This window comes from Corallococcus sp. CA049B, assembly GCF_003611685.1.
GTDB classification, from domain to species: Bacteria; Myxococcota; Myxococcia; order Myxococcales; family Myxococcaceae; genus Corallococcus; species Corallococcus coralloides.
The window spans coordinates 1-11677 of the sequence record NZ_RAWC01000264.1 but is presented as its reverse complement, the minus strand read 5'-3'; the positions used below and the strand labels follow the sequence as shown (position 1 = coordinate 11677).

Annotated in this window: 9 protein-coding genes; 5 read left to right on the top strand and 4 right to left on the bottom strand. The window is 70.5% G+C overall.

Translation table 11 applies throughout. The features are described 5' to 3' along the window. Positions 1 to 132: 132 nt before the first annotated feature. From D7W82_RS34940 to D7W82_RS34930, 3 genes are all read right to left on the bottom strand, one after another. Positions 133 to 933 carry a Stp1/IreP family PP2C-type Ser/Thr phosphatase gene (locus D7W82_RS34940; protein ID WP_120622446.1) on the bottom strand — a complete coding sequence of 267 codons (801 nt, stop codon included), beginning with the start codon at positions 931 to 933 and terminating at the stop codon, positions 133 to 135. A gap of 107 nt (positions 934 to 1040) precedes the next feature. After that, positions 1041 to 2777: a DNA repair protein RecN gene (recN, locus tag D7W82_RS34935; protein WP_120622444.1), complete on the bottom strand. Its 1737-nt coding sequence runs from the start codon at positions 2775 to 2777 to the stop codon at positions 1041 to 1043. 157 nt (positions 2778 to 2934) lie between these two features. Beyond that, the gene (locus D7W82_RS34930) at positions 2935 to 6201 is read right to left on the bottom strand and encodes an SNF2-related protein (protein WP_233588123.1); all 3267 of its coding nucleotides are present in this window, start codon (positions 6199 to 6201) and stop codon (positions 2935 to 2937) included. Positions 6202 to 6509: 308 nt separating this feature from the next. Between D7W82_RS34930 and D7W82_RS34925 the strand changes: the two genes are divergently transcribed. The 5 genes from D7W82_RS34925 (at position 6510) to D7W82_RS34905 (ending at position 10758) form a co-directional block, all read left to right on the top strand. After that, positions 6510 to 7046, top strand: a complete 537-nt coding sequence (locus D7W82_RS34925; protein WP_120622443.1) for an adenine phosphoribosyltransferase — start codon at positions 6510 to 6512, stop codon at positions 7044 to 7046. Between the two features lie 95 nt (positions 7047 to 7141). Next, positions 7142 to 7762 (top strand): TetR/AcrR family transcriptional regulator, encoded by a 621-nt coding sequence (locus D7W82_RS34920; RefSeq protein ID WP_120622442.1) that lies wholly within the window; start codon positions 7142 to 7144, stop codon positions 7760 to 7762. After that, positions 7762 to 8259, top strand: a complete 498-nt coding sequence (gene coaD, locus D7W82_RS34915) for a pantetheine-phosphate adenylyltransferase (protein ID WP_120622441.1) — start codon at positions 7762 to 7764, stop codon at positions 8257 to 8259. The genes D7W82_RS34920 and coaD overlap by 1 nt, the downstream gene beginning before the upstream one ends. After that, complete coding sequence (locus D7W82_RS34910) at positions 8256 to 9002, top strand: MBL fold metallo-hydrolase (RefSeq protein WP_120622440.1); 747 nt, start codon at positions 8256 to 8258, stop codon at positions 9000 to 9002. The genes coaD and D7W82_RS34910 overlap by 4 nt, the downstream gene beginning before the upstream one ends. A gap of 166 nt (positions 9003 to 9168) precedes the next feature. Then, positions 9169 to 10758: a bifunctional UDP-sugar hydrolase/5'-nucleotidase gene (locus D7W82_RS34905; RefSeq protein ID WP_120622439.1), complete on the top strand. Its 1590-nt coding sequence runs from the start codon at positions 9169 to 9171 to the stop codon at positions 10756 to 10758. A gap of 8 nt (positions 10759 to 10766) precedes the next feature. On the opposite strand, the gene D7W82_RS34900 is transcribed toward D7W82_RS34905, so the two are convergent. Next, entirely contained in the window at positions 10767 to 11546 is a 780-nt protein-coding gene (locus tag D7W82_RS34900) for a YdcF family protein (protein WP_120622438.1), read from the bottom strand. Positions 11547 to 11677: the final 131 nt, after the last annotated feature.

The window sequence follows — 11677 nt, the reverse complement described above, 5'->3', positions numbered from 1 at the left end:
CTCCCGCACCGTCACCCACTGGCGATTCTCAGTAAGTGGAAAGGTTGGGGCAGCTATCATCCGCATTTGAAGAGTGTCAAGGTCAACAGACTCCAGGGCGCGCCCCAATCGCGCCCCGAGTCCGGGCCCTCTTCAACCACCCTGCATGCGCACGACGATGACGCTGATGTTGTCGTCGCCGCCGCGCTCATTGGCCAGGTCGATGAGGTGCTTGGGCACCTCCTCCAGGTTGGCGTGGCGCGCGACGGCGTCGTGGATCTCCCGGTCCTCCAGCATGTTCGCGAGGCCGTCCGAACAGAGCAGGAACACGTCACCGGGCTCGGACACGAGCCCCATGACATCCACCTGGACCTCCTCCTCGAAGCCGACGGAGCGGGTGATGATGTTCTTGTACCGGGAGTGCTTGGCCTCTTCCGGTGTGATCATCCCCGCTTTTATCTGCTCGTTGACCAGCGAGTGGTCCTCGGAGATCTGCTGGATGAGGTCCCCGCGGATGAGGTACGCGCGACTGTCACCCACGTGGGCGAAGAAGGCGTGCTCGTCGCGGACCACCAGGGAGATGACTGTCGTGCCCATGCCGGACAGGCGCGCGTCATCCTGGGCGGTGAGGTAGATGGCCTGACAGGCCTTCTCCACCGCGCCCCGGAGCGCTTCCGGAATGGGCGAATCCTGGAGGTTGGGAACGCTGACGAAGGGGTTGTCCCGCCCTTCACGCGCGCGCCGCAGCTCTTTGTCGATGGTCTCGACGGCGATGCGCGACGCGGTACCGCCACCCGCGTGCCCACCCATGCCGTCCGCCACGACGTAGAGCTGGAGCTCATCGTCAATGAGGAAGCTGTCCTCGTTGTGATTGCGCTTGCGCCCGACGTCAGTCAGGCCAGCGGAGATGACTTTATGGCGGGGGGCCGCGGTCTGCCCTGCGGTGCTGGACACGCGCCGGATGCTATGTGAGCCCATAAGTGGGGGCAAGGACGCGGACGAAAACTCCCGGTGCGTCATGCCCCTCCCCCTGGGTCACCCCTACCTTGTAGGCCCCCATTTCAGGCCGTCCGGCGCAGCCGGCCCCGGGGGCTGGTGCCTTCCGGGCCGGATTCCCGGCGCGCGCGGGGCGTGGCCCGGTGGGCCGAGCGCACCAGCGCCTCCGCCGCGCCCAGCGCCTCACGGGTGACCTCCACGCCGGACATCATGCGCGCCAGCTCCTGGGTGCGCTCGGCGCCCGCCGAGAGGGAAAGCACCTGGGACACGGTGCGCTCGCCCTTCACGCTCTTCCGGATGAGCAGGTGGGCGTCCGCGTAGGCCGCCACCTGGGGCAGGTGCGTGATGCACAGCACCTGGCGGTGGCTGCTGACCTCACGAATCATCCGGCCCACCACGTCCGCGATGGCGCCGCTGACGCCCGCGTCCGCTTCATCCAGGATGTAGCAGCCGCACGCGTCACTGTCCGCCAGTGCACGTTTGAGCGCGAGCAGCAGCCGGCTCGCCTCGCCGCCCGAGGCCACCTTGGCCAGGGGCCGCGCCGGCTCACCCGGGTTGGCGCTGAAGAAGAACTCCACTTCGTCCATGCCGTCCGGACGCAGCGACTCCCCGGCGGTGACGCGCACCTCGAAGGCGGCCTTGCCCATGGCCAGCCCGCCCAGGCCCTCGCGCACCTGCTGGGAGAAGGCCCCGGCGGAGGCCTTGCGCGCGCGGGACAGCGCCAGCGCCGCCTTGCGCGCCCGCTCCTCCACCCGCTTCCGCTCCTGGTTCAGCTCCTCCAGGATTTCGCGCCGGTTCTCCAGCGTGCCCAGCTCCGCCTCCAGCTCGCCGCGCTTCTTGAGGACGCCGTCCAGCGTCGTGCCATGCTTGCGGCACAGCCGCTTGAGCGCGTCCAGCCGCTCCTCCACCTCGCCCAGCCGCCCGGGGTCGGACTCCAGCCCCTCCACGTAGCGGTTGAGCCGGCGCGAGGCCTCTTCCAGCTCCGACAGCGCCGTGGAGAGCGACTGCGCCACCGGCGCGAGCGTCGCGTCGCACTTGACGCCCTCGTGCACGAGCCCCAGCGCGCGCCCGACGATCTCCACCGCGGACGGCGCCTCGCCCGACACCAGCACTTCGGCCTCCGCGCCCTGACGCTTGAGCTTCTGCGCGCTGCCCAGCCGCCGGCGCTCCGCGTCCAGCTTCACGTCCTCGCCAGAGTCCGGGTCCAGGCGCGTGATTTCGTCCAGTTGGAAGCGCAGGAACTCCGCGCGCTCGCGCACCTTGGCGTCGTCCCCGCCCAGCGCGTCCATGCGCGAATCCACTTCGCGCAGGTTCGCCCACTCGCGCCCGTACGCGGCCAGCGACTCCTCCAGGCCGCCGTACTTGTCCAGGAGCACCCGGTGCAGCCCGGAGTCGAAGAGGCTCACGTGCTCATGCTGGCCGGCGATGTCCACCGCGCCCCGGGTGAGCTTCCCCAGCACGCCCAGCGTCACCAGCGCGCCGTTGACGTAGACCTTGCCGCGCCCGGTGCGCCCGAGCACCCGCCGCACGAGCACCTCCTCTCCCAGGTCCGGGAGGCCCAGTTCCTCCAGGCGCGCGGCCAGCACCGGTGTCCGGGCGAATACGCCCTCCACCGCCGCGTCCTCGCAGCCCGCACGGATGACGTCCGCATCCGCCCTGCCCCCGAGCAGCAGGCCCAGCGCGTCCACCAGAATGGACTTGCCGGCACCCGTCTCACCCGTGAGGACGGTGAGGCCCGCGCCGAACGCGACCTCCACCTCCTCAATCACCGCTACGTTCGAAATCCGAAGACCCAGCAGCACGCGCGCCCTCCGCGATCCGTACGACGCCCCAACACCTGAACACCCTAGCAGGTCTTGGTGACACTGCACAGGTGTTCGGGTCGGGCGGACGGTGGGAGGGCGAGTGGGAGGGCGTGGCCTGTTGGCGCCACAACCTTCTCCCACTCCCCCGGTCGCATCAGATTTCGGTGAACAGCTCCTGGATGTCCTGTTCCGTGAGGGTGCGGCCCATGTCGTCCCCGTCCGTGCCCAGCACGCCGGCGGCGAGTTCGCGCTTGCGGCGCTGGAGGCTCAAAATCTTCTCCTCCACCGTGCCGCGCGTAATGAGCTTGTAGCTGATGACCGCGCGCGTCTGACCGATGCGGTGCGTACGGTCCGTGGCCTGGTCTTCCACCGCCGGGTTCCACCACGGGTCGAAGTGGATGACGTAGTCCGCGGCGGTGAGGTTCAAGCCGGTGCCGCCCGCCTTGAGGCTGATGAAGAAGAGCGGCGGGCCGTCAGGGCGGTTGTACTCGTCCACCTTGCCCATGCGGTCCTTGGTGCGGCCGTCCAGGTAGAGGTAGCGCAGGCCCTTCTTGTCCGCCTCCTGCTTGAGCAGCTCCAGCATCTCCGTGAACTGGCTGAAGACGAGCGCGCGGTGGCCTTCCGCCACCAGGTCCGCCACCAGCTCCATGAAGCGCTCGAGCTTCGCGCTGGACGGCAACAGCGTGCCGGGCGGCATCTTGAGCAGGCGCGGATCGCAGCAGACCTGACGCAGGCGCATCAGCGCGGCGAGGATGGAGACGCGGCTGCGCTTGAAGCCCACCTTCTCGATGGACTCGTTCACCTTGCGGCGGCTCTCCTCCAGGACCTCGCGGTAGAGCGCGGCCTGGCCGGGCTCCATCTCGCACCACGCGACGCTCTCCGTCTTCGGCGGCAGGTCCTTGGCCACCTCCGTCTTGAGGCGGCGCATGATGAAGGGCTGGATGCGGCGGCGCAGCCGGTCCTTCGCGGTGGCGTCGTTGGCCACCTGGATGGGCTGCTCGTAGCGGTCGCTGAAGCCTTCCGCGCTGCCCAGGAAGCCGGGCATCAGGAAGTCGAAGATGCTCCAGAGTTCCGACAGGCGGTTCTCCAGCGGCGTACCGGTGAGCGCCAGGCGCGTCTCGCTGGGCAGCGACTTGCACGCCTGCGCGGTGGCGCTGTCCGCGTTCTTGATGTTCTGCGCCTCGTCCAGGATGACGTAGCGGAAGCCCACCTGGGACAGCTGCTCCAGGTCGCGGCGCACCAGCGCGTACGACGTGAGCACCAGGTCCATGTCCTTCAGGTCCTCCGCGCGCTCGCGGCGGTCCTGCCCGTGCCACACCATGGCCTTGAGGCCCGGCGTGAAGCGCTCCGCCTCGCGCTCCCAGTTGGCGAGCACGCTCGTGGGCGCGACCACCAGGGAAGGCTTGCGGCCCTCGTCGTTGGCCACCTTCTGCATCAGGCTCAGGGACTGGATGGTCTTTCCCAGACCCATGTCGTCCGCGAGGATGCCGGACAGCCCGTGGCGCCGGAGGAACCAGAGCCAGGACAGGCCCGCCTCCTGGTAGTGGCGCAGCGTGGCCTGGAGTCCTTCCGGCACGGCCACCTTCGGCACGCCGGCGGACTCGCGCAGCGCGAGCATGGCCTGACGGGCCTTGGCCTCCACCTCGGTGAACTCGCCCAGGTCCGCGAGCAGGTCCAGGGCCACGGCCTGGTGCAGCGGCAGCCGCGTGCGCGTGCGGCCCGGCATGGCGCCGGCCTCCTCCAGGAGGTCCGCCACGCGCTTGATTTCCGCGACGTCCGCTTCCGCGAAGGAGCCGTCCTTCAGGGGGATGAACTTGCGGCCGGAGTCCAGCCACATGCGCACGGCGCCCAGGTCCACGGCCTGATCGTCGGTGACGAACTCCGCGTCCAGGTCGAACCACTGCACGCCGCTCATGCCCACGCGGATGCGCGGCTTGAGCTTCGGGCGCAGCCGGACCTTGGGCGCCGACACTCCGTAGCGCTCCCACTCGGCGGGAAGGCTCGCCAGGCCGCGCGCCCAGAACTCCAGGGCCACGTCACCCGACGCGTCGAACGCCTGCGCGGCCTGATCAAACCGCAGGCCCAGGTCGAGCAGCAGCTTGCCCGCGGCGCGCTCCACCTCGTCGCGGCGCCGGTACAGCTTGCGCGCGTCCTCGCCCACGCCGCTGGCGTAGCCCAGGTGCGTGGCCGTGGGGGACACCGCCACCGTCGTCTGGCCGTAGCGTGCGGCCAGTTGCACCTTCACGCGCTCGGCGGCGCCTTCCAGCGTGAGGACGAAGCGCGGCTCCACCGACTCGTCCACTTCGATGTCGTCCGCCTTCAGCGACATGCGGAAGCGCGGCAGGTGCGCGGCGAAGAACGTCAGCACCCGGTCCAGCTGCCCGGACGGGAAGGCCATGGTCGGCTCCAGCAGCCACTTGCGCAGCAAGCGCGGCGGGAAGTCCGGCTCCACGGCGTGGAGGTTCTGCGCCTGGATGACGTACGTGCGCCGGCCCGCGAGCACGATGACGTCCTTGAGCGGGTAGCCCACGCCGTCCGGGAACAGCAACTCAATCTGCGCGGTGGCGCCGTCCGGACGCGACTCCAGGTGGATCTGCGGCCGCACGGGCTGCTCCATGTAGACGAGCGGCGTGCCCCGGTAGATGACCCGGCGCTGGCGCAAGAGCTCCAGCACCTCGCACAGGTCCTCGTCGGAGAGGACGATGCGCGAGTCATAGCGGTGCTCATGGCGCGACAGCACCATGAAGATGCGCTCGTCCGCGGGCGCGATGCGGCTGCCCGCCTGGAGCAGGCGCTTCACGTGCACGGGGCCCTTGGTCTGCGCGTCCTGACGGCGCACGTCCACGACCCAGTGGCGGTTGTTGGAGCCACCCGCCCCCGTGCTCGCGGGGGTGAGCCGGTAGAGGAACTCGTAGTCGGGCAGTGAGGACAGGCCCAGCCAGCTCTCCACCTTGGCGAGCGCGGGCAGGCTGACGCCTTCCATCCCCGGCGCTCCGCCTCCGGGAATCTCCTCCTCGTCGTCCGGACCCATGTCCTCGGGTTCGGGCGGCGGCGGAGGCGGCGCCGCGGCTTTCTGCGGTGGGGGCGGTGGCCGGAAGCGGGCCGCGTAGATGAGTGCCACGGCGACCACGTGCTCGCAATGCGGGCCCGTGGTGTTCCACACCGGGCAGGTGCAGGAGGAAACGACTTTTCCCTCTCCTGGAATCAGGGCCACGTCGTAGCGCTCGCCGGACGGAGCCGCGACCTGCGCGCGGATGCGTTCGGGTTCACGCGTGAGGCCGAAGACGCGGCGGCCTTCGGCCACCTCGCGGCCTTTCTTGAACGTGGCGGGCTCGACCTCGGCCTTGAGGGCGCGGAGCCAGAGTCCGTCCTGGGGGGAGAGAGGGTCTCGGGTGTCAGCGGTGGTTTGCACGGCTTGCAAGTGCCCCAGACTCCTTGGTCGGGGGGAACCGCCTCGCTTAACACAGTGAGGGGATCCCCGCGCGCGGGAAAAAATACGGCGTCCGCCAGCCGATGCGGCCGGGCGGCGCGAAGCTGTGAGATCATCAACGTCCGCCATGCCCCGGTCCCGTCCCCGTCCGCCCATCCTCCGGCCGTTGGCCCCAGGACCCTGCGTCCGGGGCCCCCCCAGGCTGGCTGTCACCCGGGCCGGGTACCCTGAAGTCCCAGGTCCACCCCGGGTATGACCCACCAGGCTGAACGCCGCCGTCCTCCCTTCGGAGCCACCCCATGTCCCTCGACCCCACGCTCCTCTCCGACCTCCAGGCCGTCCTGCGGGACGTGCCGGACTTCCCCAAGCCCGGCATCGTCTTCAAGGACATCACCCCCATGCTGGCGGACCCGCGCCTCTTCGGCCGGGTGGTCAACGCCATGTCCGCCCCCTTCCGGGGCCAGCACATCACCAAGGTGGTGGGCGTGGAGTCGCGCGGCTTCCTGCTCGGAGCCCCCATCGCGCTGGCGCTGGAGGCGGGCTTCGTGCCCGCGCGCAAGCCCGGCAAGCTCCCGCACAAGCGCATCGTGGAGCGCTACTCGCTGGAGTACGGCGCGGACGGCGTGGAGATGCACGAGGACGCCATCCTCAAGGACGAGCGCGTGCTCGTGGTGGATGACGTGCTCGCCACCGGCGGCACCGCCGACGCCACGGGCCGGCTCATCAGCCGGCTGGGCGGGCAGATTGTCGGCTACAGCTTCCTCATCACGCTCGACTTCCTGGAGGGCGCGAAGCGGCTGGGGCCGGACAAGGTGACGTCCGTCCTCCGCTTCTAGCCCCCCGCCCGGCGCCACGGGACTTCACGTCCGGTTGACGCCCGCGCTGGCCCTGTTTATAAGTTGGTCATACAACCTACAAACAAGACCGCGCCATGCCCCGCCCCTCCAATACCGAAGCGCGCCGGGAACAGATTGTCGCCGGGCTGCTCAAGGCCATGGCCGAGCGCGGCTACGAGGGCGCGTCCGTGGCGGAGATCGCCCGCGCGGCGGGCTTGAGCGCGGGCCTGGTGCACTACCACTTCGAGGACAAGCAGGAGATTCTGCTGACCCTGGTGCGCTCGTTGGCCGCTCGCGCGCGGCAGCGGTTCAGCACCCGGGTGGCGAAGCTCGCCGCGGACGACGCGCGAGGGCGGGTGGAGGCGTTCGTGGACGCGTTCCTCGCCACCGGGCCGGACGCGGACGTGGCGGCGGTGGCGGGCTGGGTCACCATCAGCGCGGAGGCCATCCGGCAGCCGGAGGTCCGCACCGCCTATGAAGAGGTGGTGCGCGCGGACCTGGAGCAGCTGGAGTCGCTGGTGGCGGCGGTGGTGGGCAAGCGCCGCGCGCGTCCGCTGGCCGCGGGCCTCTTCGCCGCCATCCAGGGGTACTTCGTGCTGTCCGCGAGCGCGGCCGGGCTCGTGCCCCCGGGCTCCGCGGCGGGCACCGTGAAGCGCATGGCCGCGGGGCTGCTGGACGCGGCGCCTTCTTCTTCACCGGACCGTGAGGTGTCGTGATGACCATCGCCCTCTACGCAGGCAGCTTCGACCCCGTGACGGCGGGCCACCTGTCCGTGGTTCGGCAGGCGGCGCGCCTCTTCAGCCACGTGGTCGTGGTGGTCGCGGTCAACCCGAACAAGCGCACCCTGCTCACCGCCGAGGAGCGCATGTCGCTCATCCGCGAGGCCGTGGCGAAGCACCCCAACGTCTCCGTCACCTCCACCGAGGGGCTCATCGTGGAGCTGGCGCGGGAGATTGGCGCGAGCGTCCTCTTGCGCGGCGTGCGCGGCGCCACGGATGCGCAGTTCGAGACGGAGCTGGCGCAGATGAACCGCGCGCTCGCGCCGGAGCTGTCCACCCTGTTCCTGCCCGCGGAGGCGCACCTGGCGGAGGTGTCCAGCAGCGCCCTGAAAGAGCGCCTCACGCGCGGCGAGGACGTGTCCGCCTTCTGCCCTCCCGCCGTCGCCGCGAAGCTGCGCGAGCGGCTGTCCCCTTCCCTCCGGAGCCATCCATGAGCCTGTCCTTCATCCCCCTGGGCGTCGGTGATGCCTTCTCCGCGCTCTACTACTCGTCGTGCCTGGCGCTGGAGGCGGAGGGACAGGTGCTGCTCATCGACTGTCCGCACCCCATCCGCAAGATGATGCGCGAGGCGTCCGAGTCCTCCGGCGTGCACCTGGACGTGGAGCGCGTCAGCGCCGTGGCCCTCACGCACCTGCACGCGGACCACGCCTCCGGCCTGGAGGGCCTGGGGTACTTCTCCTTCTTCGTGCTCCAGCGGAAGATGGAGCTGCTCGCGCACCCGAGCGTCACGCGCCGGCTCTGGGAGGGCCACCTGGCCGCGGGCATGGAGTGCCTCATCGAGCAGCAAGGCGCGGGCCCCAGCCACAAGCACTTCGAGGACTACTTCACGCACACGCCTCTGCACCTGGAGCGCGCGGTGAAGCACGGCCCGTTCGAAGTCGAGTGCCGCTTCACCTACCACCACGTGCCCACCACCGCGTTCCGCATCCGCGCCGGGGGCCGGTGCCTGGGCTACAGCGCGGACACGGCGTTCGACGAGGGGCTCATCTCCTGGCTGTCCGAGGCGGACCTGGTCATCCACGAGACGAACTACGGCGTGCACACGCCCTACGAGAAGCTGGCGGAGCTGCCGGAGGCCACTCGCGCGAAGATGCGCCTCATCCACTATCCGGACCTGTTCGACACGAGCGGCAGCGTCATCGAGCCGCTGGCGCAGGGGCGGCGCTACACCGTCTGAGGATGGAGCGCACGGTGGGTTGGAAGCCCTTCCTCCTCCGGGAAGAAGGGTTTGGGGCTTGCGCGTTGCGCCATCTCCGGTCCGCTCGCCTTCATGCGCCGAGTGCGCTAGGCCGAGACGGGTTGGCGCTCCCCCCTTCGTGCCCCCGCAAGAGAACGACTGTCCGATGATGAAGAAGACCGTGAGCACCTGGGCGGTGCTGCTGCCGCTCGCAATGGTGCTGGCCACTCGTTCAGCCGGGGCCGCGGAGCCGGCACCTCCCGCCGATACCGTCCGCCTCACGATCCTCCACCTCAACGACGTCTACCAATTCCAGCCCACCGCCCGGAACCGGGGCGGCCTGTCGCGCGTGGCCACGCTCAAGCAGCAGGCGCTGAAGGAGTCGCCGCACGTCCTCACGCTGCTGGCGGGCGACACGATTTCTCCCTCGGTGGAGTCGTCCGCGGAGGTGGCGGGCGAGGCGCTCAAGGGCAAGCAGATGATCGACGCGTGGAACGCGCTCGGTCTGGACTACGCCACGGTGGGCAACCACGAGTTCGACTTCGGGGACGACGTGCTGCGCGCGCGCCTCCAGCAGTCGCGCTTCCCGTGGCTGGGCGCCAACGTGATGAGCGTGAAGTCGGGGCAGGTGTTCGACGGGCTCAAGGCGTGGGACCTGCGCGACGTGGGCGGCGTGAAGGTGGGCATCTTCGGGGTGGTGCTTCCGGAGACGCAGACCTCCTCCAAGCCGGGCAAGGACACGCGCATCACGCCGTTCTGCGAGGCGGCGAAGCGCGCCGTGGACGAGCTGCGGGCCGCGGGCGCGCAGTTCGTGCTGGGCCTCACGCACCTGGCGGTGGCCCAGGACCGGGAGCTTGCGAGGTGCGTGCGCGTGGACCTCATCATCGGCGGGCATGACCACGACCGCGTGGAGGAGACCGTCGCGGGCACGCCCATCCTCAAGCTGGACGAGGACGCCATCGACCTGGGCCGCGTCACGCTGGACCTGGACGCGAAGACGGGCGCGGTGAAGAAGCTCGCGTGGAAGGTGATTCCCATCACCGCGAAGACGCCGGACGACGCGGCGTTCGATGAGCAGATGAAGCCCTATGCCCCGCTGCTGGCCACGCTGGCGGAGCGGATTGGCCGCTCGCCGGTGGCGCTGGATGCGCGCAGCGCGCAGAACCGGCTGGGGGAGACGAACCTGGGCTCGTTCCTGGCGGATGCGTTCCGCGAAGCGGCGGGCGCGGACGTGGCGCTCGTGAATGGGGGCGCCATCCGCGCGGACCGGGTGCTGCCCGCGGGGCCCATGACCCGGCGCGAGCTGTACTCGCTCATGCCCTACCGCAACGAGCTGGTGGTGCTGATGGTGAAGGGGGCGGTGCTGCGCGCGGCGCTGGAGAACGGCGTCAGCCTGAGCAGCCTGGACGGCAAGCCGCCCGGCCGCTTCCCACAGGTGTCCGGCCTGCGCTTCACCTACGACCTGCGCAAGGCGCCGGGCGCGCGGGTGACGAAGGTGGAGGTGAAGGGCAAGCCGCTGGACGACGCGGCGGTGTACCGGCTGGCCACGCTGAGCTTCGTGGCGCAGGGCAACGACGGCTACTCCATGTTCAAGGACCTGCCCGCGGTGCCCAGGGGCCTGGATGTGTCGCCGTGGGAAGCGCTCGGCACCGCGTTCCGCACCGGCAAGCCCGCGCCCCGCGCGAAGCCACAGGGCCGCATCACGGTCCTCGGCGCGCCCAGGGGCGGACTGCGCGCGCATCCGTCGATGAAGTAGGGCGCAGCCTACCGCCAGGGCGCGGTCCAGCCTCGCGCCCGGTAGACGACCCGCCCCGCCAGCTCGCGCAGCATGTCCGTGCTCTGGTTGAGCGCTCCCGACCGTGGCAGCCAGCTCAGCTTCGCGGGGGGAATCGTCGAGGAGCGGAGGTCCACCGCGAGCGTGTCCGCCTTCAGCCCCACCGCCGCGAAGCAGCCGGCCGCGCGGGGCAGGTGCGCGGCGCTCGTCACCAGGAGCAGCGACTTCCAGCCGTGCGCGCGCACCAGCGGCTCCGACTCCAGCGCGTTCTCACGGGTGTTGCGGCTGCGCCCCTCCTTCACGATGCGCTCGGGCGCGATGCCCCAGTGCTCCAGTTGCGCGGCCAGCACGTCCGCCTCCACCACCGCCTCCGGCCTCGCGTCCAGGTTGCCGGCCGTGATCAACACCTGCCGTGCCCGGCCGTCGCGCAGCAGCTCGAAGGTGCGCATCATCCGCTCCGGCGCGGCGTTGTACTCCGGGTGCCCCGAGCGCTCCGTGGCCGCCGCGTCCAGCCCTCCGCCCAGCAGGATGACCGCGTCGTAGACGACGTCCGGCCGGTACGTGCTCACCGCGTCCGCCTCCGTCGCGCGCGTCAGCAGCGCCACCGTCGGCTCGATGGAGAACACGTACAGCACGGCCACTGCCAGAAGCTGGGACGCCAGCGACAGGCGCTTCCACCGGCGCAGCGCCACGCCTCCCACGCCGAACAACAGCGCCCACGTGAGCGGGGACAAGAGCAGGTCCAACAGCTTCGACAGGACGAGGAACATCGCTGAGCGCCGTTACCGACCCGACCGGGACTTGAGGTACTGCCGGGCCTCGGCCGCGCCGGCCCCTCGCGGACGCAGCTGCAGGTAGCGCCGGTAGTGCTCCACGGCCACCCCCGCCCTCGCCGTCCGCG

What these genes read in the sequence shown, in the direction of transcription:
- D7W82_RS34920 (WP_120622442.1), top strand. Translation starts at nt 7,142, where the DNA reads ATGCCCCGCCCCTCCAATACCGAAGCGCGCCGGGAACAGATTGTCGCC.
- D7W82_RS34900 (WP_120622438.1), bottom strand. Translation starts at nt 11,546, where the DNA reads ATGTTCCTCGTCCTGTCGAAGCTGTTGGACCTGCTCTTGTCCCCGCTC.
- coaD (WP_120622441.1), top strand. Translation starts at nt 7,762, where the DNA reads ATGACCATCGCCCTCTACGCAGGCAGCTTCGACCCCGTGACGGCGGGC.
- D7W82_RS34925 (WP_120622443.1), top strand. Translation starts at nt 6,510, where the DNA reads ATGTCCCTCGACCCCACGCTCCTCTCCGACCTCCAGGCCGTCCTGCGG.
- D7W82_RS34905 (WP_120622439.1), top strand. Translation starts at nt 9,169, where the DNA reads ATGATGAAGAAGACCGTGAGCACCTGGGCGGTGCTGCTGCCGCTCGCA.
- D7W82_RS34910 (WP_120622440.1), top strand. Translation starts at nt 8,256, where the DNA reads ATGAGCCTGTCCTTCATCCCCCTGGGCGTCGGTGATGCCTTCTCCGCG.